Here is a 23,342-nt window from a genome sequence, read left to right on the forward strand (position 1 = left end):
GATGCGGCTGTTCTGAGCTAGAAAAAAGAACCAAGAACGAGAAGAAATGATGTACCATGGCGACATGAACAAGTCGCTCAAGCTGAACGTCGATCGATCAGACAAGCTTTCTTTGTCCGAGCAGATCCGAAAGGGAATAGCAAAAGCCATCGAGGATGGCGTGATGGAGGCCGGCGCACGGCTTCCATCGTGGCAAGATCTTGCCATCCAACTCGGCGTGGCCCGCGGAACGGTGCGGACGGCATATGAGAAGCTTGCTGCCGCTCAGTTGATCGAGGCCTCGAGGGCGACGGGCACACGCGTCGCACAACGTCCCCGCGCCATCACGAAGAACGAGCCGCCGCCTGACGCGGGCTCGTTCCTCGAGACTTATCTTGAGATGACGCAGGGGCCGGCGTTCTTCCAGATGGGCGTGCCGGCAAGTGAGACCTTTCCGGGCAAACTGTTAGCGCGCATCCGGGCGCAAGCCGTCCGTGCTGAGGCGAGCGCTTCTCCTTTCTACCCCGACCCCCGCGGGGAGCTTGAGCTGAGACGGGAGATCGCGGCCTATCTGGCCGTGGCCCGCGGCATCAATTGCTCACCATCGCAGGTGATCATCACCGCCGGGTTCGGCGCTGGGCTCGGTCTGGCGCTCAATGTTCTTGGTCTGGGCGGGCAGGCCGTCTGGTTTGAGAACCCAGGTTTTCCATGGACAAGGAAAGGACTTGAGCTGGCAGGTATGTCGGTTGCCCCAATCCCTGTCGATGCGGATGGGATCGATATCGATCATGGGCTGCGCCATCACCCTAACGCAAAGCTCGTCGTGGTGACCCCAGGACAGCAGGCACCACTCGGTCCCACCTTATCGCTTGAGCGGCGCCTTCGCCTGCTGGAGTGGGCAGCAGCAAACCAGGCTTGGGTTATTGAAGACGATTATCTAAGCGAGTTGCAACTTGCAGGAAGGGCTGCCCCAGCACTAGCCTCGCTCGACCGGGACGGGTGCGTGATCCACATCGGCTCGTTCAGCAAGACGATTAGCCCCACAATTCGGCTGGGCTTCGTGGTCGCGCCGGTCGGCCTGGCCTCCCAATTCGCCGAAGTTGCCGCATGCCTCGCGCCGCCGCCCGGGCCTGCGGTGCAAATTGCGGTCGCTGAGTTCATCCATGAGGGCCACTATATGCGCCACCTGCGGCGCACCAAGCGCGCCTATGCGTACAAGCGACAGGCGATTTTGGATTGTCTTCACGCCTCTGTCGGAGTGGATCGTGTTGCGGCTTCCGGTCTGGCAGTGCTGCTTAGACTGCCTCACGGAGCACCGGATGTCGCGATTGCACGCAACGTCCTGATGTTGGGCATGTTTCCTGCGCCGCTGTCGCCTTGGTATGCGTCGCCTGAGCGTGCCGAATCAGGGCTTCTTCTCGGCGTCGCCACCGCGCCAACGAAGCGGCTGGCAAGATCCTGTGGCCAGCTCCTGGAAGCAATCGAGCGCTTTAAGTGACCCGTATTGACGCTTGGCATCGCTTGGGCCTGACACATATTCCGCAGAGTCTGGCTCAGTCCCGGCGTCGCGAAAGAGTTCGGCGTCACGATAGCGATGCTCAAGTTCAAGTGAGATAGAAGCGGAGCACCTGAGCGCATGATCCGCCCCGAAATCGCCGCCATTGCTGGCCGCTTATCACTCCTCAACTTCTCATTTTGATGCCACTTCGAGAACGATCTTTCCGACCGGCGAAGCATATTTTCCCTCGAGGATCAAATGGGCCTCGTGTGCCTTTTCGAGAGGGATCACCTTGCCTACCCTTGTCTTCAGCGCGCCGCGATCAATCAAGCCTGAAATTTCGCTGAGGCGCGACGTCGTGACAGCGACCAGAAAGAAGTTCGCCTGAATTCCACACCGTCTGGCACGTTCTTGATCAGGTTCTGAGACAGCAGAAACCAGCCTTCCACCTGGCTTCAGCACTTGCATGGAGCGCTCCTGCGTTTCACCGCCGACCAAGTCGAGCACGGCGTCCAGGTTCTGTGCCATGTCTTCGAAGCGCTCGGTTTGGTAGTCGACGACAATGTTCGCGCCGAGCTCGGCAACAAACGCCTTGTCTTTGGCGGAGGCTGTGGCGATTGTCCGAATTCCTGCCTGACGCGCGAGTTGAACCGCGTAAGCTCCGACATTGCCGGCAGCCCCATGAATGAGCACCGTCTGGCCTGCCGTCAGCTGTGCTTGATCAAACAGGCCTTGCCAAGCAGTGACCGCGATCACAGGAACCGAGGCAGCCTCGATATAGCTTAGAGAAGCCGGTTTGCGCGCGATCATTGCCGCTCTGGCAATTGCATATTCGGCGTAGGCGCCAACAAAGCGTGGATTCGTCACGCCATAGACAGGATCGCCGACGCGAAAATCTGTTACGTCCGGTCCAATGGATTCGATAATACCGGCAAAGTCCGAGCCGAGTGTCAGCGGGAGGGGTTGCGGCAGTGCGCTTTTCCCCGCCCTGATCCAACCGTCCCATGGCCCCACCCCTGCGGCGCGAACCTTGACGAGAACCTCGCCGGAGCCGGGGGTGGGCTTCTCAATGGGTTCGAAACGCATCGCGTCAGGAGAGCCGAACTCATGCACGCGCCACGCCATCATCGACAGATTGCTTTGATCTAGCTCATCGGCAGATTTATTCTGGGTCATGTTAACTCCTTGCGAAAAGCGCGAGCGCCACATGATAGCTGGAGGGACGCCCGCTGTTTTTTAGTTCCCTGCTGCCCAAGGCGAATTGTTCATCAGCTTGCTGAAGTCCCTGCGAGCAAATTGAGGATCTTTATACGCCATGACATCGGCCAGACCGGTGCCCTGTGTCGCCTCCGGACGGTGCTTCAGACCACGGTAAAGCGCTTGCATGAAATCTTCCGCAAAGTTTGGAGGATGCGGATGGCTTGTCTCGACGGCGCTACGTTCTGCGGCAGTGAAATCGGTAAAGCCAGCGCCGACCAGGTCCATATTGGCACCTTCGGCGAGCAGCGCGGCGAGCGGGAACAGGTGCGGCGATATCCCATTTGTGGTGTGGAGCGCAATCGAAAGCCAGACCTTGCCGATATCGGCTTCGGCAACGCCGTGAGCGCGAAGGAAATCGCGAGCGGCGTTGGCGCCATCGACCTCGAAGCGTCGGTGACTGTCGCCATAGCCGGCCGTCAGGCCGAAATCATGGAACATGGCCGCCACATAAAGAAGCTCGGGATGGACATCGAGCGTCTTTCGCTTCGCTGCCAAGGCAGCCCAGTAGTAGACGCGGGTAGAGTGTTCGAAGAGAAATTCGCCCTCTGTATCGCGCACAAGTTTAGCGGCGTCACGCGCCAACGCACTCTCTGGAATTCTGATTCCGGGTACATCCTCTGAAACGCTACGATTTGCTCGATTGATGTGTGTCGTCTGCGTCTCGGCTCTGCTCTCACTCGGCGCGACGATCGCGACAAACAACAGGGCTGCCGTGGCGCCAGCAGCTGTTAAGATATGGTAGATCTTCATGGCCTTTCTCCTTTCCTCTAGGATATGACCAGCGAGTAGGCTCGAAGAAGAACCAAGAAGCAGAATAAAATATGTACTACGACGCGAGTAATCGGTGACGAGTGAGGCATCGCGAGATGGCTTCAGTGTTCCTGCCGATCGAGCCACCGCCGTTGACGAATAAGACCTTCGGTAATGAAGCCGGCATCTTCCGAAACCAGGAAGGTGATGGCGCGCGGCAATCTCCTCAGGCGGCGATGCATAGTGAATATTGACAGGAAGCCGCCCTCCGCCTCCATTTCAGCCGTACGTTGCGGCGGGACATCTCAATTCCACCTGCCCGGGCGCGATGGCGAGGTGGGATATGGCCGTAGGAAGAGTTGGTTCAGTAGACGGGCTTTTGCAATTGGAAGCGATCAGTTCTCCAGTTCTTGCCGTACGAAATTGGTGGTTTGATTCAATCTTTCCTTAAGGATCGCGCGTCGGTGTCCGGCGCGGAACACTCGGGACGCATAGCTCGTCATCCATCATAAATGGGTTGGCGACATGGAATAAGCATCGGCAAACAATCGTAAGACCGTTCGACGTACCGTTGGAGGTTCATTCACCCCAGCCAATACCTCGCCCCCGGCCCTTTGCGTCCTGCCACGTCGGCAGGGTTCGCCAAGCTACATCGGTCGATCGATAGGCAGCCGCAACCGATGCATTCGCCAAGCCCAGACCGCAGGCGCTGTAACTCGGCTATGCGCTGGTCGATACGGTTTGCCCACGCGCTCGACAACCGCGACCAATCCCGACGTGACGGCACGCGATCGGCCGGCAACTTGGCAAGCTCGGCGCCGATCTCCTCAAGCGTCAGCCCGATCCGCTGTGCAAAGACGATAAAGGCGATTCGCCGCAATGCGGACCGGTGATAGCGTCGGTGTCCCGAGCCGGCGCGCTCGGATGCGATCAGCCCACGCTCCTCGTAGAAGCGCAGAGCTGATGAGGCAACGCCGCTGCGTCGTGACACGTCGGTGATAGTCAGCATCGGATCCATGCAGAAACAAAAGCACGAAGCTCACTTGACTTCAAGTTAACTTGAACTTGTAGCAATTATTCGTACCCATTGAAGGAGCACCGCAATGCAGGCGAATATCGATCTTCAAGAACTTCGCGTAGGGATCACCGGCGGCACTTCCGGCCTCGGACTGGCGCTTGTGCGGCAGCTTGCCAAGAAGGGTGCGAGCATTGCCTTCGTCGCCCGCACCGCCGCGAATGTCGAATGCGTCGCAGCCGAGACGGGCGCGCATGGCATTGTCGCCGACATCGGCAAAAAGGAAGACATCTACCCGATCGCGATGCAGATCACTGCCAATCTTGGCGGGGTCGACGTCCTGATCAACAATGCATCGAGCCTCGGACCTGTGCCTCTGGCGCTTCTTGCCGATACGGAGTGCGAGGAGCTGGAAGCGGCGCTTGTAGTCAACGCTCTAGGCGCCTTCCGGCTGACGAAAGCCCTGTTCGGTGCGCTTGCCGCGTCCGCGCGCGAGGGCCGCGGCGCGCTGGTGATCAACATCTCCAGCGACGCGGCGGTCAACGCCTATCCCGGTTGGGGCGCATACGGCGCGAGCAAGGCAGCACTTACCCATCTGACGGCGATTTGGGACCAGGAGTCGAAAGGCGATGGAATACGGTTTCTTGCGCTCGACCCTGGCGATATGAACACCCCGCTGCACGCGCTGGCGCTACCGGACGCCGATCCGTCGACCTTGAAAGACCCGGAATTGGCCGCTGCCGAGATCCTCGAAAAGATGCTCGACGCGTTGCCGGGCCACGCTGCGCTTACCGCCGGAGCCCACGCGTGATCGCCGCCGATCGGCTCGATCGGCAATCGGCCAGGCTGTTCGTGGTTGAGGCGGATGGCACGATGCGCGACCTGCCGCGGGCTCACCTCGGGACGTTATTCGATCCTGGCGATCTAGTTGTCGGCAACGACGCCGCGACCTTGCCTGCCAGTCTGCACGGCACGCATCTCCAATGCGGAAAGACCATCGAGATCCGCTTAGCCGGTTGGCTGTCACCTTCCGCTCCAGTCCGCTTCGTGGCAATCGCCTTCGGCTCTGGCGGTCACCGCACCCGCACGGAAGATCGGCTCCCGCCCCCTGCGCTGTCATCAGGCGATCGCCTCCAGCTCGGTTCACTTGAAGCCAATGTCGAGCGCGTTCTCGACCACCCTCGCCTGCTCGAGCTGGGCTTCCAAGGCACCCGCGCAGCCATGTTTGCAGGACTGGCGCAGCATGGCAGACCGATCCAATACGCGCATGTTCCCGAGCCGTTGGCACTATGGGATGTTTGGACGAGAATTGCCGCCCGGCCGGTCGCGTTCGAGGCGCCATCGGCTTCCTTCGCGCTCGACTGGCGCACACTGCAAGCTTGGCGTCGGCGCGAGATCGGTTTTGCAACACTCACGCATGCCGCCGGCATTTCTTCGACTGGCGATACCGCACTCGACTCGCGCCTTCCCTTCGATGAGCCGTACCGCATCCCCGAATGTACCGTGGCGCAGATAGCGCGGGCGCAGCTCAGAGGCAGCCGCATCATCGCGATCGGCACCAGCGTCGTGCGCGCACTTGAAGCAGCCGCCAATCCCGATGGCAGCGTGCGTGCCGGAGATGGCATTGCGACAGGGCGTATCGCGCGGGGCACTCCGCTCCGCGTCGTCGATGCGGTCCTCACTGGCGTCCACCAGCCCGGCGAAAGCCATTTCGAGCTGTTGCGCGCCTTTGCCGACGACGGCCTCCTCGCCAGCGCCTCCGCAGCTCTCACTGCATGCCGCTACCGTGCGCATGAATTCGGCGATTCCATGCTGCTCAATCGTCAACCGCCACTTTATTGGCGCGAACCTTAGATGGATAGAGCAGTTTGCATCGCCGTCTGAGGAAGGGAGGTAGACAACTGAAACCGCAGATCTCGCGCTTCATCGGAGAAGGCTTGGAGCTCATGACCGGGATACCCTCGAACGACGGGCCGGGTGCTGCGTTAAGGGCAATAAAAAAGGCCGGGGCGAAACCGCACCGACCTTTCCAACGTCGCTCTCCACACCAGTGCCAGTACATCCGTGGTCAAAAGCAAAAAAGCGACTTCGGCAGTCGCGAACGCTCTCGTGGAGCACTCACCAGCAACGCCGATGACCTGGAGATAGTCGCGCACTGCGTCCGTTTCAAGGCCTCCCATACGGAGCGGCCGGAGATTGCCTTGCTCGCCGGGCCCTGCAATCCGCATGCTTAGCGAAGCAATCCGTCGCGTCCGAACTCCTCCCAGCCCGCCAGTTCCGTGCGAACCGCCTCGTCGGGCGCGGCGACGACTTCCGCCTTCACAATCTTGCCCCTCTTCAATGACCGCGTCAGCTTCGCCTTATATGCTGCCCGCCGTCGGCTCTCCGAGGCCGCGGCCGCATCCTCTTCGCGCCATTCTTCGACGGCGCCTCGATCGAGCAGGTCTTCCACGACGCGCGGGTCGAAGACGTGGAACGTGATCTTCCGCGCGCGGCCCCGCAGTTTGACCGTGCGTGTCCCAGCGCTCGGCAGGCGGCCGTCCTTCAGCCAGCGATGACGCTCGCTCGTTTTGATCGACAGGATATCCTGGATCTCGCGCGGGATTACCGGCAGGCTTTCGATGTCTTTCAGCGCACTGGCGACAACAGAGGCCGCGGCATGGAATTCTGCCTTGTCACTTGCAGGCATCGACAGCGTCAGTTCTCCTTGCTCGATGTCGAGCGACTTCTTCGAAGCGGCCGGGAGCCGTGCACGTAGTTCGAGAAGAATTCCCTTCGCGCGGATCGAAGACCCCAGTGTCGCTGACGGTGGCAGCACCCATGTCCTGACCAGATCGACATCGTTCATTTCGTCTTTCCGCATGCCGCCTAGATGGGGTCACCAGCGTTCCTCGTCAACGATCACGAATTCGCAGGAGCCGGGCGCCACCGATCCGTTTTCGCTGCTCACCGAGTGCTCGAATTCCGCACATGCTGCACTACTGCAGTTGATCGTCCGGGCAGAACTGGGCCTACTCCTCGGACGGGCGGTTGAATATGTCGCTGAGCGAATCGTCGCATGGAAGCGGTTGCACCCCAAGGGATACCGAACGCCTGACCGCGTTCATAACTAGCTTTCGTCCGCCCTCAGGAATAGCATCCCGGCATGTGATCGCGGAGCAGGGCACCGATGAACGACGTCTCGCATACGGAAGCCCTAGGAACGTCGCACATCGATGCCGCCGAAAAGCACGATATGGAACAGTTCCTGATGTCGGCGTTGCACGCGGCTCGAGCGGACAGGACGTTTATAGTGACGGTCGGCGACGATGGCCTTCTAGTCGTCGCCAAGGCCGCCGCCGAAGATATCTCATCTGTGGCTGATTACGAACTGGATGAGATCATCATTCGCGAAGTGATAGGATCCGGAAAAGGAAGTGCGATTTCGGGTCCACACAGATCAATCGTATGCGTTCCGATCAGTTTTCCCGACCGTACCAAGGCAGCGGTTTATTTGGAGATCGAGGGAGAGCAAGTCTCCGACCGGCGGTTGGCAAATCTCGAATGGATGGCGTCGACCTTTGCCACCTCGCTCGCGAAGAGAAAGGCCGACGAGGATCTGCGCTCTGTTAGGGAGGAAGCCGCCAGCGTGGTGCGGGAGCTACGGCTCAATCTCGACATGATCCCCGCGCTTACATGGATCGGTGGCCCCGACGGCGAGCTTGAAGATGCGAGCAGGCAGTGGCACGAATACACGGGCATAAAACGGGAAGACGCCCTCGGAATGGGGTTCCTGGCCTCATTCCATCCCGACGATATTCAGAAAGTCGCCGCAGCCTGGACCGAACTTCTCGTCGCGGGAAAGCCCGGCGGCGTCGAAGCGCGCATCCTTCGACACGACGGCGAGGCTCGGTACTTCATGCTCAGAGCCGTGCCATTGGTGGGAGACGATGGCAAGGCCCGGAAGTGGTACGGGATTAACACGGATATCGACGATCTGAAACGTGCGGAGTTCGAACTGGCGAAAAGCCAGGCCGTGATGGCTGAAGCGCAACGGATCATCGAGACCGGCAGTTGGTCGTGGGACATGATGTCGGACGTCTTCACCTGCTCGGCCGAGTGCACGAACATCGTCGGGCTGCCGAGTAACGAGATCACCTTCGAAACCCTCATGGAAAGGGTACATCCAGATGATCGTGAAATGGTCGCGGAAGCTCACGGTCGCGCACTTCAGGGCGACGAACTGAACGTCGAGCACCGTTTCGTCCTGCCGGGCGGCACTGTGAAATTCATCCATGCTCGAGGCCGCTTGATCTACGAGAGAAGCCATCCACTTGCCTACATCGGCACGATCGTCGACGTCACCGACGCAAGGCGCGCCGAAGAGCGGATACGCAGTTCGCTTGCCGAAGCCCAACGAGCGCAGGCCTCTCTCGCCGAAGCACAAAAGCTCAGCCACGTCGGCAGCTTCCAACTCAGACCGTTAACGGGCGAGATCATCTGGTCGGAGGAGATGTACAACATCTATGGCCTCGACCCGGCCCAACCATTGACAGCCGAGGCAATCGTTAAGCGCACGCATCCCGACGATCGAGAGCGGATCAATGCAATTCATGCAATGGGGATCCGCGACCGCAGGCCTTGGGAGGCGGAGCACCGGCTTCTGATGCCGGACGGCTCGATCAGGCACGTGTACTGTGTCACTCGCATGGAGACTGACCCAGAAGAGGAACCTGAGGTGTTCGGGGCGATCATCGATCTGACGGATCGTGTGAACAGCGAGGAGGCGCTCAGGAAAGCCCAGGCCGACGTCGTCAGAATGAACCGCCTGACTGCGATGGGCGCCGTCACCGTCAGTATTGCCCACGAAATGAACCAGCCGCTCATGGCCATCGTCATGAACGCGGCCACATGTCTAAGCTGGCTCGACCGTCCGGAACCGGATCTGGATGAAGCAAAGATGGCGGCCGAACGGATCGTCAAGGAAGGGAAGCGGGCAGGGGACGTTCTGCTGAACGTCAGAAACATGGCGCGCAATTCGCGTCCACCCATCGCGATAGTTCATATCAACGAAGTCGTCGCCGACGTGCTGACGATGATGCGGAGTGAACTTCGCAGCCGCCAGATCAATGCGTCCGTTTCGTTGTCGCGGACCGTAAATCCGGTCCGGGGCGACAAGGTCCAGCTTCAGCAGGTTCTTCTGAACCTCATTCTCAATGCGGCCGAAGCGATGACTGGAAAGGAGGATGGCCGGATCATCAGTGTGATAAGCGAGGACCGCGGCTCCCATTCCGTGGTCGTCCGCGTCGAGGACAACGGCAGTGGTCTCGACCCCATTGCATCAGAACGTATTTTCGAAGCATTCTTCTCCACCAAGCCGGAGGGGACCGGCATGGGTCTGGCGATCTGCAGGTCTATCGTCGAGGCGCATAGTGGGACGCTGTCCGCGCGACCTCGGGCGTCGGGAGGATCGGTCTTCGAATTCGCGATACCATATGCAAGGGGGGCAGATGAACCAGAAGCAACGTGAGGACACCTCCGCGCAGGTCGTCGTAATCGAGGACGACGCCGGTGTTCGCGAGTCGCTCGTCGGCCTGCTGCGCTCCATGAAGTTCAACGTGACCTCATTTTCCTCGGCGACCGAGTTCTCGTCGAAAGGCCAATTAGGTTCTGTCGGCTGCATGATCCTGGACGTCCGGCTCCCTGGCCAGAGCGGAATCGAATTTTACGAAGAGGCACGGACCCGTGGTTTCCACCGGCCGGTAATCTTCATGAGCGGTCATGCCGACGTTCCGATCGCCGTCCGTGCGATGAAGGCAGGCGCGGTGGAATTCCTGACGAAACCGGTGCGCGAGCAGGATCTCCTGGATGCGGTCCACGCCGCGATGAAGAGGGACAGCCGCTCGACGATGAAGGAGGAGGAGGCAGCGAGCGCCCGAGCCGACTTCGAAACGCTGACGAAACGTGAGCAGGAAGTCCTGATCCGCGTAGTGGAGGGCCAGCGCAACAGGCAGATCTCCACAGCCTTGGGGATTACCGAGGCGACGGTGAAGTTGCACCGAGGAAACGTCATGCAGAAAATGCATGTCCACTCCCTTCCGGAGTTGGTTCGTCATTACGATTTGCTCGAGCTGGGCGAGCCGGCGAACACCTCTACCAAAGGCTAGTTTTCATTTGAAATTTTGTGACGTTAGTCGCATTGCGAGCGTGCAACCCCGGTCATAGAATCACGACGATAGGATCGATTAATGGTTGATGCCTCGAAGACCTCCCTGGTGATTTGCGTCGAGGATGACGAGCCCGTCCGTGATGCGCTGAGAGGACTGCTGCGCGCCAAAGGCATGCGGGTCGCAGCCTTTGCGTCGGCAGAAGAATTCCTCGCTTCCACGGAGTTGCAGACCGCGGCCTGCCTCGTCACCGACATCCAGCTCGGCGGGATTTCGGGACTAGACTTGCTGGACAAGCTTTCCGGTATGAACAGAAGGATTCCGTCAATTCTTATCACCGCCCACTCCGACGTCGCGGTGGGTGACCGTGCCAGGAATTCAGGGGCGTCGCGTATCTTCCTGAAGCCCGTCAGTCCGACGGACTTGCTGGAGGCGATCAGGACGGCTCTGGCGAGTGATTCTGCTCCCACGGCATAGGAGTGCTCGTCGCTTGCCGCTCCACCAGATCAAACCGTATCTCAATCTAACTATCGAGTTCATAACCCATCCGACAAAAATTGAGGAAGCGATGGACGACTTCGCAAGAATGCGCGGCTTCAGACGATCGAAGCAATCAAGGTAGGAAGGCCGCTATGACGACGCCTGCCAGGAGGGCTTCGGCCCAGACGGCCGGAGATACAATTGACCTTCCCCGCCATCGAGGACGAGCCGGCACCGAAGCTCATCGTGGATCCGCCGCTTCCTGAGCCGTTGTCCCGAGGCTTTGCCTTCATCCGCTCCTACGTGCGGGAGAACTTTCGGAAAGCTCGACCGCACCTTTCGGATCAGTGCGTGATTGCTTAAAGTTGCGCCGCGATGATTGGGCGAGCGTCAATGAATGAGAGCGGCGAAATTTCCGACATGGGGGAAATGATTTGAACGAGACTCAACAACTGTGGGAATGGCGCGAGAAGATCGCAAATCTCTACTACGCGGTACGTTCTAGCCCGGACGTGGTTGCTGCTTGGGGGCTTTGGTGCGCCACCCGTTCGACCCTGTTTCGCGACCATCCTCAGTCGCCAATTGACCCGGCGGACCGCAAGACGTTCGAAGGGCCGACGACATTTTCTTATGATCCCTCGTTGCGCTTGACGGTACAGCTTGTCCCGGTAACGCCGGAACGGATAACCGTCGCAACAGGAGTGGATGGTGACCTGTCGATGCATGCGTTCTCTCGTACAACGGGGCTGGAGGCCAGATTGGGCGGCGAATTAACTCTTTACTGGATTGAGGGGTACGGCGGTGGCGTGTTCCTGCCGTTTGTCGATGCGACCTCAGGAACCGAGACGTATGGTGGTGGCCGATATCTCCTCGACACCATCAAGGGAGCGGATCTCGGAGTCGTCCGTTCAGACGGCGCACTGGTGCTCGATTTCAATTTTTCCTATTTTCCTTCGTGCGCCTATTCTTCCCGTTATGTCTGTCCACTAGCGCCATCGGGCAATCGACTGAAAGGCGCAGTGAGAGCCGGAGAACGGCTACCTGTCTCGAAACGATAAGCGCAGGAGGCAGAAGCCTGAAACTTCGTAGCCGGGCATTTAGAAGTCGTGCCTGCTTCCTCCCTCTCGTTAGCGCTGCCGCAACGACAAACGTCCCGACGCCGGAACCCAGCGAGGTGGTGATCGCCCGATTTCCGCGGCGACGCTGTAGTGCTCGACGTGCAGGCAGTCGTCGATGGTTTCGAGGACGTCACGTATCCTGCCCAAGCTCACCTTGATGGCGATATCGGTCTGCATCGGCTGGTCCTCATCAAATGGGGGCGAATGACATGATGGCCGTGGCGCTACTTATCGGCGGCGGCCCGCTCGATCATTGCAGACACCAGTTCGGGATGTGAGATCATCACAACGTGGGACGCGCCCTTCACGCCGACGGTTTCCTTAGCACCTGCTCGCTTTGCCATGAATTCATGGAGTTCTCTCGGGATGTTTTTGTCAGCGGTGCCGTAGATGAAATGCGTAGGCAGCTTTTTCCAGGATGGATCGCCCGAAGGATCGTTCAAGGCCTCGGCCGTCACCGGGCGCTGCTCCGCACCCATGAGTGCCGCCTGCTGCTCCGTGACGTCCGCAGCGAACTGCTTCCAGAACTTGCTCTGCAGGATGTAGAGATCGTGCTTTCCGTCGGGCTGGATGACGGGTGGTGCCAGCGCGTCGCCGAGCGTGCCCGTCGGGAACTTCTTGCCAAGGCTGCCAGCGCTTTCTCCGTTGTCCGGCGCGAGGCCCGCGACGAAGACGAGGGACTTGACGTTGGTTCCTTCGACCGCGACGTCGGTGATAACCGAGCCGCCATATGAATGGCCGACCAGCACGACCGGCCCGTCGATGGACTTTATGACTGCGGAAACATAGTCGGAGTCGTACTTCAGTCCCCGGAGCGGGTTCGCCACTGCGACCACAGGATAGCCGTCCTTCACCAGTTTGGCGGCGACCCCGTCCCAGCTCGCCGACTCCGCGAAGGCGCCGTGGACGAGGACGATCGTCGGCTTGGAGGCCGCCATCGCGTTCTGTCCCAGGACTAGCGCTGTGATCAATGCTGAACTAGACAACCACTTGCTCATGCGAAGAACCTCACACTGTGGCGCGCCTGACGCTTTGTGCATGCGCGCTCGATTTACGTTCTCCATAGGCTACTACGCGGCGCCGTCCAATGGCGTGAGTTGTCGAGAGGGCGTGTGAGATCCAGTTGGCCGCGGGTTCTGCGGCCGGTGCCGGTCAGGAATATGAAAAAGGTCAAGATCGGCGCCACAACGGATAAAGGCGGCACTCGGGGCCGCCTTCAAGTCAAACGTCAATGCTGGGTCGCGCCCATACGGTCAGGCGTTTATTGCCATATCCACCGCGGTTAGCAGATCCTGATGCCGCACCGGCTTTGTCAGGAATTCGACCGCTCCCGCCTTCATGGCACGCACCGACATCTGAATGTCGGCATGACCGCTTATGAAGATGATCGGGTAGCGTATGCCCGTCTTCACGAGATCGGCCTGGAAGTCCAAGCCGCTCCTTCCGGGCAGGCAGACGTCGAGGATGAGGCAGTCGGGCTGATCCGCGTGTCCGCTCTCCTGATATTCCTTGACAGATGCAAATGCGACGATGTCGAGGCCGACCGATCGTAACAGTGTCGATATCGAGCGCCTAACGCTCTCGTCGTCTTCGATCAGGACGATGTGCGGCGTGGCAGCTTTGGTTGCTACGGAAGTGGCGATCTCTGAAAACGTCGTCGACCGCATCGCGTCGAACCGTGGCTCGTTTTCGGATACCATGTCGTCCCTGATCAGCATATAGCCTCTTCTGACAATCGTCTTGATCATGTCGCCCTGGCTGCCCAACGCCCGCCTCAATGATTTGACTTGGAAGCGAAGATTGCATTCCTCGACCACCATCGACGGCCACACTTCGTTCAGGATTTCGTCCTTGCTTACGATCCTTCCCTTGGACCTCAAAAGGACCATCAGAAGGTCGAACGCCCGCCCACCAATCTCTTGCGATTGCCCATCCAGCAAGAGCTGACGGGAATGCGGAACCGCACAGAAACGTCCGAAGCGTATGGGATCGTCAAAAGATTCGCGCTTTGCCTCTCTTGATCGCGGGTAGGCGTCTGATGAGGTCGGTTGATCGAGCGCGTCGTCGAATCGGACTTGCATGGCTGACTTCCCCCTCGGCTGCAATTGTTCACCCCACTCCTGAGATCGACTTCTACAAATCTGAACCCGGTGCGAAGTGCGTTCTCCAAATGCGTGCGATTGAGGTGAAAGCGTAGCTCCCTCCATACACGCAAGCAATCCGACCAATGGTCAGTCCGGCCCCGACAACGTCGTGAAGAACTAGACCAAGGTCTAGGAATTCGAAGGACTTGGCGAAGTTATTTGGCATGACGTCTCACGCAAACTCACGGCTCCTTACGACAACTAGCTCGTCGTTTCCGCCCATCGAGCGTAGCAATGATTGGGAAATCAGCGACGCGACGAGCGGTCGCCATCACGTCCCCAATTCATTGAACCGGAGGCTGAAATGAACAGATCGATCATGAGCAGGACTGCACTGGCCATAGCAATCGCATTGTCCGCATCGACGGCCCTGCCGGCCACGTCCTACGCGGCCAAGAAAGTCGCCGCCACGCATAAGCTGGTCGTCCCGCAGGTCACCTATCACACTGTGGTCGTCGACGGCACCAAGGTCTTCTACCGCGAAGCGGGTCCCGCCGACGCCCCTGTCGTGCTTCTGCTCCACGGGTTTCCGACGTCATCGCACATGTTCCGGAACCTGATCCCGATCCTGGCCGACAAATATCACGTCATCGCGCCGGACTACCCTGGCTTCGGCCAGAGCGACGCGCCCGACCAGACTAAGTTCGCCTACACGTTCCAGCACTACGCGGACATCGTCGACGGCCTTCTCGGTAAGCTCAACATCACTGAATACGCGATGTACGTCATGGATTACGGAGCTCCTGTCGGCTACCGGCTGGCGCTCAAGTATCCCGACCGCGTCTCGGCGCTGATCGTCCAGAATGGCAACGCCTATGAGGAAGGACTGAAGGAATTCTGGGATCCGATCAAGGCCTACTGGAAGAGCGACACGCCTGCCAACCGTGAAGCGTTGTCGGTGCTCGTCGCCCCCGAGACGACGAAGTTCCAGTACACCGACGGCATGAGCGACATCGCGCATATCGACCCCGACAACTGGGGCCACGATCAGCCCTTGCTCGACCGTCCCGGCAACAAGGACATCCAGCTCGACCTTTTTCACGACTATGGAAGCAACGTCCCTCTTTATCCGAAATTCCAGGAATTTTTTCGGAACAAGAAGCCGCCGACCCTGATCGTCTGGGGGAAGAACGACAAGATCTTCCCGGCCGACGGCGCGTCGCCCTATCTGCGCGACCTGCCGCACGCCGAGATGCATCTGCTCGACAGTGGCCACTTCGCGCTCGAAGACAAACTGCCGGAGATGGCCCCGCTCATTCATGATTTCCTCGATCGAAAACTTAGCCAGAACTAGATCGAGGCGGCCACCACGTACGCCTCCCTGCGTGGTGGCACCCTTTCATCGCAACACGATGGAGCAGGAAATGAACAAGCACTATTACGCACTCTCGAGACGCGGTTTCTGCCTCTGCTGCCTCGGCGGCGCAACGTTCGCGGCGACGGGTGGTTGGCTCACTCCGTCGGAAGTCTTCGCCGCTGCTAAAAGTCTTGTCGTCCAAATACGCGAAGCTGCCGCCGCAGCCGACATCACAACGACCAAGTTGCGGGGCGGCGTCAGTGCCTTGTTCGGTTCCGGAGGGAACATGGGCGTCCTGGTCGGCGACGAGGGAAAGCTTCTCGTCGATGCCGGAATTACGGCAACCCGCCCACGCATCGAGAAGGCGCTAGCAGATCTCGGTCCGCAGCCTGTTGGGCATCTAATCAACTCACATTGGCATTTCGATCATTCGGACGGCAACGAATGGCTGAACTCTGAGGGAGCCATGATCATGGCTCATCCGAACACGCTGAAACATTTGACGGCAGCCACCCGCGTGGAGGACTGGGATTTCGACTTCCCGCCTTCGCCGAAGGGCGCGCTGCCGACGATGCTGATGAAGGGCGACGATGAGACGCTGAAGCTGAACGGCCAGACGATCGCGCTGAAGTACTACGGTCCCGCCCATACCGACAGCGACATCTCGGTCTTCTTCCAGGAAGCGAACGTCGTCCACGTGGGCGACACCTTCTGGAACGGCGTCTATCCTTTCATCGACTATTCGACGGGCGGCAGCATCGAAGGGCAGATCAATGCAGCCGAGGCCAATGTCAAGATGGTGGATGACCAGACGATCGTGGTTCCGGGGCACGGCAAAATTGGCAACAAGAAAGATCTCATCGCTTGGCGGGACATGCTCATAGGCATCCGGGAAAACGTCGCGAAGCTGAAAAAGGATGGACGTAGTGCGGAGGATGCCGTCGCCGCCAAGCCCACCGAGCAGTGGAACTCCGTCTTCGGGAAATGGGCGATCTCGCCGGCGCTGTTCACCCGCCTTGTGTACGAAGGCGTCTGAGCGGAAATTCCCGCGGCGGCGCCGGGCCGCGGATCCATAAGAAGGGCAGGAGACCGTGGATACTCAAAAGCATATTTCGAGCGACGTCGCGTTTTCCTCGTCGGTGAAGGAGATCCAGACAAGGAAGGGCTCGCGCCGGTCCTATGCCCGTGTCGAAGAGCGTGGCGGATGGGCGACGGCGATCACGCCGGATCTGAAGGATTTCATCGAGAAGCAGATCAGTATTTTCATGGCAACCGCCAACAAGAATTGCCAGCCTTATATCCAGCACCGGGGCGGCCCGCCTGGATTCCTCCGCGTCATCGACGAGACCACGTTGGGATTCGCGGACTACGTCGGGAACCGCCAATACATCACTCAGGGAAACTTGGTCGACAACGACAAGGCGCAGCTCTTCCTGATCGACTATGGCAGTCGTTCTCGAGTGAAGATCTGGGGAAGGGCAAGCGTGGTCGAAGGCAATACGGCGCTTATAGATCAGTTGATGCCGAAAGATTACCAGGCCAGGCCCGAGCAGGTCATCCTCTTCCATGTCGAGGCCTGGGACGCCAACTGCCCGCAGCACATTCCGCTGCGGTTCGAGGCTGACGAAGTCTTGAAGTCGATCGAAAGCAGGGACGCGCGGATAAAAGAACTGGAGGCGGAGATCGCGACGCTTAAGTCCGCGAAATCTTCCGTCGTCCAATAATCTCGCTCAAAGGATTTAAGAAAGGATTCATGACATGACCCGCCCTCCATTGCCTCCCTTCACCTTCCAATCCGCTATCGAGAAAGTACGGCTGGCGGAGGATGGCTGGAATTCGCGCGATCCAGTGAAGGTCGCGCTCGCGTATACCGTCGACAGCCACTGGCGGAACCGTGCGGAGTTCGTCGTCGGGCGCACGGCCATCGAATCCTTCCTTACGCGCAAGTGGGCGAAGGAACTTGACTATCGCTTGATCAAGGAACTGTGGGCGTTTTCCGGGAACCGGATCGCTGTGCGCTTCGCCTACGAGCATCACGACGACAGCGGCACCTGGTTTCGGGCGTATGGCAACGAAAATTGGGAATTCGACGCCGACGGGCTTATGAAATACCGGCACGCGTCAATCAATGAGCACCCCATCAAGCCTGAAGAACGTGCCTTCAATTGGCCGCTCGGAAAAAGGCCCGACGGGCATTTGGGGCTAAGCGACTTCGGATTCTGAGCATTGGTCGCATCATACGCGATCTCACAAGCCCCATCCGAACTTGCTCGTGTCCGCCGCTAAAGCTAGCCTTCATCTCTCCTACACGAGCTTCGACCCACGCCCGGCTATTCTTCAGGAGTTGCGGATCGCTCTTGCAAGGATGGTGGCGGCAGGGTGAATCTGAACGTGCTTCCAGTGCCCTTCTCAGTCGTAACCCAGATATGGCCGCCGTGCGCCTCGATGATGGATCGGCAGATCGAAAGTCCCATGCCTATGCCGGTCGCCTTGGTGGTGAAGAATGCCTCGAAAGCCCGATTGGCTGTATCGGGATCGAGCCCGATGCCGTTGTCCGACACGCTCACCTGGGTAAGCCCGTCGCTCAACCGTTTGGTGGCGACATGGAGCACCCTCCCGTCTTCCAGCGGCGTCATCGCTTCCGCGCCGTTCATGACCAGGTTGATAAGGACCTGCTGGAGCTGGATGCGATCGCCAGTGACCGCGTCGGCGGCGTTGTCATAGACGGTCTCGACAACGACGCCTCTCTGACGAAGTTCGCTCTTCGTCAACTGCAGAACTTCCTCGATCACCTCCCGGACGTTCAACGGTTCGATCTTTGGCCGAGAATTCCTCGCCAGCGCGAGTATCCCGCTCAGTACCTCTCCCGCGCGATGGCCGTCTCGGAGCACCCAGCCGATCGCCTGCATCGCCTCTTCGATGTTTGGGGACTTGCCTTCAAGCCAACTCATGGAGGCAGCCGCGTTGGTGACGATCGCCATCAAGGGCTGGTTCATCTCATGTGCGACCGAGACCGCCAGTTCGCCGATCGCAGTCAGGCGGCTCATGCGCGCAAGATCCTCCTTGGATCTGCGCAGAGCGTCTGCCGTTTCGTTTCGCTGGGTCATGTCCCGGAATACTAGGACCGCGCCCTTCATGTCCCCACGAGAGTCGATGATGGGCGCCCCCGACACGTCGATTGTCAGCTCGGAGCCGGCCCTTGACCGAAGTGCGTATTGGATCCCGATAACTGGGTCGACTTCCTTTGCGAGGACTTCCGAGACCGGGTCGTCGACGAGCTCACGCGTTTCGTCGATCAACTGAAACACTTCACTGACCGGTTTCTCCGCTGCGTCTATCTGGGTCCAGCCCGTAAGCTTTTCCGCTACCGGATTGATGAACATGAGGCGACCTTTGTCGTCGGTCGATATGACCGCGTCGCCAATGCTCGAAAGTGTCGCGGCGTACCGCCTCTCGCTTTCCTGGATTCTGTCCTGCGCCAGCTTTGACTCTGTTATATCTCGCACGGTCCCGACGTATTCGACCACTTTGCCCGCCGGGTCGCGTACGATGCGGGTCCGGCTTTCGACGAAGGTGATAGTCCCGTCGGATACGACGATCCGCATCTCGTTCTGCGTGTCCCCCGGCGATGACTCCGGAGAGGCGTCGGTCGGCTCGATCGCCGTCCTATCGTCCGGGTGCACGCGCTCGAGCATCGCGGCGAAGGTCGGCTGTCGTTCGTTTGGGTCCATGCCGAAGATCCGGGCGCATTCGTCGGACCACGAGAAAGAGTCCGTGCCGGACCGCCAGGACCAGCTTCCGGTCCGGCTCATCTTCTGACCTTCCGCTAGGGCGGCAGCCGTCCTGGCGATTTCCCGCTCGGCGTCCTTCAAATCTTCCACGTCGATGTTGATGCCGTACCATCGAATGACTTTGCCGTTCTCGTCGCGGATGGGAACGGTGCGGATAAGGAAAACGCGGGCCTCGCCATCCGCGCGCATCATTCGCGTCTCGACCTCTCCGGGCACTTCCTGAGAGAGGGACCGCATCCACACGTCCATGACCTTTTGCATGTCGTCGGGATGGAACACCCGCGTATAGCCGAACCCCGAGGATTCTTCTTCCGTTAGGCCGAAGTACCCTGACCATTCCCTATTCACAGCCTCGAGGGTTCCGTCTGGTCTCGTGTGCCAAGCGTGGGCGGGAAGCATGTCCCATGATAGCCGCAGCTCTCGCTCGGCGAGCCGCGCTCGCTCGCGGGCCTGATCGAGATCCGCCTGCACCCCCGCCCTGTCGATCCGCAAGGCGGCGAACGCAGTAAGCGTCTCGAAGTTCTCGCGGTATTGGTCGTCGTCCGCCCGGTGCCCGGCGATTTCAAGATTCAATATGGCAAGGAGGCGGTCGCCACAAGACAATGGCACCAAGAAGCGTGCCGCGTCCGCCGTGGCGCCTGTCGTCATCAAAACCGACTGCTGGGTTCGGCGCAATTCAGACATCGCCTCGGAGGGGACGCCGAGAGCTGGATGTTCACCCGAAAGGAAAACTACCTCGGCGCTGGTTACGCCGACCTGCTGAAGGCATGCTGTAACCAGGGAATCAGCGATCTCGTTGCGGTCCGCATCGAAGGACAGCGCTCGGAGCATTCGCAGGCCTGTCGTTGTGTCCATCGCGAAGCTCCGAAGGAGGTGCGTCCGACCGGCAGAGTAGCAGGCCGCGAGATATCGGCAAGCGGTCCACCGATTTCGTTAAAGTACGATTGCCGACGCATCAGGGATGACGTGCAAGCGGGGCCGGGCGATCGGCCCCACGACGCCTATGGCGGTGGCCTCTCTGCCATCGCAGTCACACTAGCGGGACTTTCTAACGCAAACTCACAACCTCTTCCTGCAACTCCTTAGCCTGACCTAACGACCAGGAGTACCGTCTGGTCATCATAACGAATTCAAGTTGCCATAGGAGATGAGCATGCGCCTCCAAGGAAAGATTGCCGTCGTTACGGGTGCCAACAGCGGCATCGGTCTTGCGACCGCTAAGCGATTTGCGGAGGAGGGCGCTCGTGTCTTCATGACTGGCCGGCGCAAGGAGCAGCTTGACGCCGCCGTCCGCGAAGTTGGCGGGAACGCCCGAGGCGTCCAGGGCGACATCGCAGACCTCGCTGATCTTGATCGTCTCTACGAAATTGTGAAAGCCGAAGCCGGCCATCTGGACATCGTGTTCGCGAATGCCGGGGGCGGGGAGTTCGCACCGCTCGGCGCAATAACCGAGGAGCACTACGACCGAACCTTCGACGTCAACGTGAAGGGCACGCTCTTCACCGTCCAGAAGGCCTTGCCGCTCCTTAAGGATGGCGGTTCCGTGATCTTGACGGGTTCGACGGCGGCGTCGACGGGCATTCCTGCCTTCAGTGTCTATGGTGCGACAAAAGCAGCCATCCGCAGTTTCGCTCGCAACTGGATTCTTGATCTCGCACCCCGCGGCATCCGGGTGAATGTTCTTGCGCCCGGTGCGACATCGACGCCTGGCTGGCATGATCTGGCGACATCGGAGGAGATGAAGAAGGAGATGATGCGACTGACGTTGGCCAGCATCCCCCTCGGGCGCATGGGCGACCCCCGCGAAATCGGCAACGCGGCACTCTTCCTTGCCTCCGACGAAAGCAGTTTCGTCAATGGATGCGAGCTCTTTGCGGACGGCGGCTCGGCGCAGATCTAATGCGCGCCGATCTCATTTACTAACTCCTGAAAACGATCGAGGAGTTAGCAACTATGTCTGGCAATGCGTGCCGGAACGCTATCTCGAAGGCCTGCCGCCCGATGTATTGAAGGTCGTGCGGCACGAGCTCGATCTCATCCGCACGATGAAATACGCGCCGTACTTCCTGACCGTCTTCTCGACGTCCGCTATGCGCGGTCACAGGGCATTCCTCGGCTAAGCTCGGATCTCGGTAATCATCGAAGCGATCTGAAGCCTGCCCGTAGCTCTTCGGTAAAGAGCTGTGGCTGTTCCCAAGCCGCGAAATGCCCACCTTTCTCCACCTTGTTGTAGTGAATTAGCTTTGGATACGCTTTTTCGGTCCAGCTCCTCGGGGCCTCATATTGCTCGCCAGGGAACACGCTGACGGCCACCGGAATGTTGACACCCTTTTTATTGAAGAAGCCACCCTTGTATTCCCAATAGAGCCGGGAAGCAGAGACTCCTGTGTTCGTCAACCAATAGAGCGTGATGTTATCGAGGATCTCGTCACGCGTAAGTTCGCCCGTCGTGCTGGCGGTCCGATTCAAGGCCGAGGCGACAGCCGCGGCCGGCTGCGCATCCGCATCATTGTGATCGAGAAGCCATGCGGCGAGACCAACGGGTGAATCCGCAATACCATACAGAGTCTGTGGGCGCGTTGCCATCAGCCTAGCATAGTCGACCTGCTTAAAGGTTCTGACTAGCTGAGCGTAGGCGCCCTCTTCCTCGGCAGATAGCCCGCCGGGAGCAGGGGCACCGGCCAAAAGCGCCTTATCAACGTCGGCTGGAACGGTAGCGGGCATGTTGGTGTGGATACCGAGAAGGCCCTCCGGAGCCTGAAGACCCATCTGGTCGACGACAAATGCACCCCAGTCGCCACCCTGCGCAACATAACGTGTATAGCCGAGACGCTTCATAAGGTCAGCCCAGGCTTTGGCCATGCGCTCCGGACCCCATCCCGTCGCTGTCGGCTTGCCAGAGAATCCGTAGCCAGGCATCGACGGAATGACGACATGGAAAGCATCCGATGCGGTGCCACCGTATTCGGTGGGCTTTGTGAGGCGATCGATGATCTTCAGCTGCTCGATCACCGAGCCGGGCCATCCGTGGTTAACGACGAGCGGCAAGGCGTTTTCGTGGTTCGAACGAACGTGGATGAAATGTATGTCCAAGCCGTCGATCTCTGTGATGAACTGCGGATAGGCATTGAGCTTGGCTTCGCCCTTACGCCAGTCGTAATCGGTCGCCCAGTAGCGAGCCAGTTCCCGCATTGTCGCGAGTGGCACGCCCTGCGACTGATCACTAACCGTTTCTTTCTCGGGCCATCGAGTTTCGCCGATGCGTCTGCGCAACTCAGTGAGTTGAGCGTCGGAGGCCGAGTATGTGAACGGTCGAATTTCGTTCTCGGCAGAACCCGCCGCCCAAAGCGGACGAGGCAGGATGCTGAGTGCGCCAATGGCTCCCGCGGTTGCGAGCAGCGCCCGTCGAGTAAGTGTAGACGATATTGCTGTTGTCTTTGCCTGGTTGGAGAAAATTTTGTCCGACATTGTCGTTCCTTTCCTGTTGTATTTAAGCGGTCGTTCAATTTTCGAAACGCAAGGGTCCGTCGTAACCACTATTGTGACGTGCCCTGTCCCGATCATCGACCGTCACGATCGATGCGTCTTGGGCCAGGCGCATACATCGCGCGTTTGATGTGTCTGGCATATTTCCCGGCAGCCCAGAAATGTAATGCAATGTAGCAGGGTCGCCGCGGCTGGGCGTCACACAGACCCTGCAGCGAATGCCGATCATTGGTGTAGTGTGAGCGGGCAGGGGGCGTCTCGTCTTCGAAATGACAGCTACGACGTGACGATGAGATGTCGAAAGCAACCGCCTCAGCGAGGGCGCCGGATTATGGCGGACTACTGTTTGGCGTTAGCCTCACGCTGGGGCTCGCGGGG

Annotated in this window: 23 protein-coding genes and 1 pseudogene; 15 read left to right on the plus strand and 9 right to left on the minus strand. The window is 59.4% G+C overall.

Annotation, left to right across the window (positions count from 1 at the left end):
- Positions 1 to 64: 64 nt before the first annotated feature.
- Positions 65 to 1,477 (plus strand): MocR-like pyridoxine biosynthesis transcription factor PdxR, encoded by a 1,413-nt coding sequence (pdxR, locus tag ACIPSK_RS26285; protein WP_446533053.1) that lies wholly within the window; start codon positions 65 to 67, stop codon positions 1,475 to 1,477.
- Positions 1,478 to 1,669: 192 nt separating this feature from the next.
- On the opposite strand, the gene ACIPSK_RS26290 is transcribed toward pdxR, so the two are convergent.
- Both ACIPSK_RS26290 and ACIPSK_RS26295 read right to left on the minus strand, forming a co-directional pair.
- Entirely contained in the window at positions 1,670 to 2,605 is a 936-nt protein-coding gene (locus tag ACIPSK_RS26290) for an NADP-dependent oxidoreductase (protein WP_446533054.1), read from the minus strand.
- 108 nt (positions 2,606 to 2,713) lie between these two features.
- Positions 2,714 to 3,487, minus strand: a complete 774-nt coding sequence (locus ACIPSK_RS26295; protein WP_446533032.1) for an HD domain-containing protein — start codon at positions 3,485 to 3,487, stop codon at positions 2,714 to 2,716.
- A gap of 116 nt (positions 3,488 to 3,603) precedes the next feature.
- Here ACIPSK_RS26295 and ACIPSK_RS26300 point away from each other — a divergent pair, with 116 nt between their 5' ends.
- Positions 3,604 to 3,741: a hypothetical protein gene (locus tag ACIPSK_RS26300; protein ID WP_446533033.1), complete on the plus strand. Its 138-nt coding sequence runs from the start codon at positions 3,604 to 3,606 to the stop codon at positions 3,739 to 3,741.
- Positions 3,742 to 4,070: 329 nt separating this feature from the next.
- On the opposite strand, the gene soxR is transcribed toward ACIPSK_RS26300, so the two are convergent.
- Positions 4,071 to 4,505 (minus strand): redox-sensitive transcriptional activator SoxR, encoded by a 435-nt coding sequence (gene soxR, locus ACIPSK_RS26305; RefSeq protein WP_446533034.1) that lies wholly within the window; start codon positions 4,503 to 4,505, stop codon positions 4,071 to 4,073.
- Between the two features lie 85 nt (positions 4,506 to 4,590).
- Here soxR and ACIPSK_RS26310 point away from each other — a divergent pair, with 85 nt between their 5' ends.
- On the plus strand, positions 4,591 to 5,313 hold the full coding sequence (locus tag ACIPSK_RS26310) for an SDR family NAD(P)-dependent oxidoreductase (protein WP_260299392.1): 723 nt from the start codon (positions 4,591 to 4,593) through the stop codon (positions 5,311 to 5,313).
- Positions 5,310 to 6,356: an S-adenosylmethionine:tRNA ribosyltransferase-isomerase gene (locus ACIPSK_RS26315; protein ID WP_446533035.1), complete on the plus strand. Its 1,047-nt coding sequence runs from the start codon at positions 5,310 to 5,312 to the stop codon at positions 6,354 to 6,356. The genes ACIPSK_RS26310 and ACIPSK_RS26315 overlap by 4 nt, the downstream gene beginning before the upstream one ends.
- Before the next feature lie 376 nt (positions 6,357 to 6,732).
- Here ACIPSK_RS26315 and ACIPSK_RS26320 read toward each other — a convergent pair whose 3' ends face one another.
- The gene (locus ACIPSK_RS26320; protein WP_446533036.1) at positions 6,733 to 7,365 is read right to left on the minus strand and encodes a hypothetical protein; all 633 of its coding nucleotides are present in this window, start codon (positions 7,363 to 7,365) and stop codon (positions 6,733 to 6,735) included.
- Positions 7,366 to 7,671: 306 nt separating this feature from the next.
- Here ACIPSK_RS26320 and ACIPSK_RS26325 point away from each other — a divergent pair, with 306 nt between their 5' ends.
- The 5 genes from ACIPSK_RS26325 to ACIPSK_RS26345 all read left to right on the plus strand — a co-directional run bounded on the left by ACIPSK_RS26325 (position 7,672) and on the right by ACIPSK_RS26345 (position 12,186).
- Positions 7,672 to 10,011: a PAS domain-containing sensor histidine kinase gene (locus tag ACIPSK_RS26325; RefSeq protein ID WP_446533037.1), complete on the plus strand. Its 2,340-nt coding sequence runs from the start codon at positions 7,672 to 7,674 to the stop codon at positions 10,009 to 10,011.
- Complete coding sequence (locus ACIPSK_RS26330) at positions 9,992 to 10,648, plus strand: response regulator transcription factor (protein WP_446533038.1); 657 nt, start codon at positions 9,992 to 9,994, stop codon at positions 10,646 to 10,648. The genes ACIPSK_RS26325 and ACIPSK_RS26330 overlap by 20 nt, the downstream gene beginning before the upstream one ends.
- An 81-nt stretch (positions 10,649 to 10,729) precedes the next feature.
- Positions 10,730 to 11,125 (plus strand): response regulator transcription factor, encoded by a 396-nt coding sequence (locus tag ACIPSK_RS26335; RefSeq protein ID WP_222295886.1) that lies wholly within the window; start codon positions 10,730 to 10,732, stop codon positions 11,123 to 11,125.
- A gap of 249 nt (positions 11,126 to 11,374) precedes the next feature.
- Positions 11,375 to 11,491, plus strand: a complete 117-nt coding sequence (locus ACIPSK_RS26340) for a hypothetical protein (RefSeq protein WP_446533055.1) — start codon at positions 11,375 to 11,377, stop codon at positions 11,489 to 11,491.
- A 71-nt stretch (positions 11,492 to 11,562) separates the two neighbouring features.
- Positions 11,563 to 12,186: a DUF1684 domain-containing protein gene (locus ACIPSK_RS26345; RefSeq protein WP_170261944.1), complete on the plus strand. Its 624-nt coding sequence runs from the start codon at positions 11,563 to 11,565 to the stop codon at positions 12,184 to 12,186.
- 69 nt (positions 12,187 to 12,255) lie between these two features.
- On the opposite strand, the gene ACIPSK_RS26350 is transcribed toward ACIPSK_RS26345, so the two are convergent.
- From ACIPSK_RS26350 to ACIPSK_RS26360, 3 genes are all read right to left on the minus strand, one after another.
- Positions 12,256 to 12,423 (minus strand): hypothetical protein, encoded by a 168-nt coding sequence (locus ACIPSK_RS26350; protein ID WP_446533039.1) that lies wholly within the window; start codon positions 12,421 to 12,423, stop codon positions 12,256 to 12,258.
- Between the two features lie 47 nt (positions 12,424 to 12,470).
- Entirely contained in the window at positions 12,471 to 13,244 is a 774-nt protein-coding gene (locus ACIPSK_RS26355) for an alpha/beta fold hydrolase (protein ID WP_446533040.1), read from the minus strand.
- Positions 13,245 to 13,499: 255 nt separating this feature from the next.
- Positions 13,500 to 14,453: a response regulator gene (locus ACIPSK_RS26360; protein ID WP_446533041.1), complete on the minus strand. Its 954-nt coding sequence runs from the start codon at positions 14,451 to 14,453 to the stop codon at positions 13,500 to 13,502.
- Between the two features lie 241 nt (positions 14,454 to 14,694).
- Here ACIPSK_RS26360 and ACIPSK_RS26365 point away from each other — a divergent pair, with 241 nt between their 5' ends.
- From ACIPSK_RS26365 to ACIPSK_RS26380, 4 genes are all read left to right on the plus strand, one after another.
- Complete coding sequence (locus ACIPSK_RS26365) at positions 14,695 to 15,684, plus strand: alpha/beta fold hydrolase (RefSeq protein WP_446533042.1); 990 nt, start codon at positions 14,695 to 14,697, stop codon at positions 15,682 to 15,684.
- Between the two features lie 70 nt (positions 15,685 to 15,754).
- Positions 15,755 to 16,723 carry an MBL fold metallo-hydrolase gene (locus tag ACIPSK_RS26370; protein ID WP_446533043.1) on the plus strand — a complete coding sequence of 323 codons (969 nt, stop codon included), beginning with the start codon at positions 15,755 to 15,757 and terminating at the stop codon, positions 16,721 to 16,723.
- Between the two features lie 55 nt (positions 16,724 to 16,778).
- Positions 16,779 to 17,411, plus strand: coding sequence for a pyridoxamine 5'-phosphate oxidase family protein (locus ACIPSK_RS26375; protein ID WP_260298991.1), 633 nt, complete (start codon positions 16,779 to 16,781; stop codon positions 17,409 to 17,411).
- 34 nt (positions 17,412 to 17,445) lie between these two features.
- The gene (locus tag ACIPSK_RS26380) at positions 17,446 to 17,910 is read left to right on the plus strand and encodes a nuclear transport factor 2 family protein (RefSeq protein WP_446533044.1); all 465 of its coding nucleotides are present in this window, start codon (positions 17,446 to 17,448) and stop codon (positions 17,908 to 17,910) included.
- A 107-nt stretch (positions 17,911 to 18,017) separates the two neighbouring features.
- On the opposite strand, the gene ACIPSK_RS26385 is transcribed toward ACIPSK_RS26380, so the two are convergent.
- Positions 18,018 to 20,333 (minus strand): PAS domain S-box protein, encoded by a 2,316-nt coding sequence (locus tag ACIPSK_RS26385; protein ID WP_446533045.1) that lies wholly within the window; start codon positions 20,331 to 20,333, stop codon positions 18,018 to 18,020.
- 292 nt (positions 20,334 to 20,625) lie between these two features.
- Here ACIPSK_RS26385 and ACIPSK_RS26390 point away from each other — a divergent pair, with 292 nt between their 5' ends.
- Both ACIPSK_RS26390 and ACIPSK_RS26395 read left to right on the plus strand, forming a co-directional pair.
- Complete coding sequence (locus tag ACIPSK_RS26390; RefSeq protein ID WP_446533046.1) at positions 20,626 to 21,378, plus strand: SDR family NAD(P)-dependent oxidoreductase; 753 nt, start codon at positions 20,626 to 20,628, stop codon at positions 21,376 to 21,378.
- A gap of 43 nt (positions 21,379 to 21,421) precedes the next feature.
- Positions 21,422 to 21,588, plus strand: a pseudogene (locus tag ACIPSK_RS26395) (PHP domain-containing protein); the annotation flags it as partial.
- Between the two features lie 26 nt (positions 21,589 to 21,614).
- On the opposite strand, the gene ACIPSK_RS26400 reads toward ACIPSK_RS26395, so the two are convergent.
- Positions 21,615 to 22,946: an epoxide hydrolase family protein gene (locus tag ACIPSK_RS26400; RefSeq protein WP_131642913.1), complete on the minus strand. Its 1,332-nt coding sequence runs from the start codon at positions 22,944 to 22,946 to the stop codon at positions 21,615 to 21,617.
- Positions 22,947 to 23,342 lie beyond the last annotated feature (396 nt).

The sequence above is a fragment of the Rhizobium sp. LARHSG275 genome, assembly GCF_052871115.1.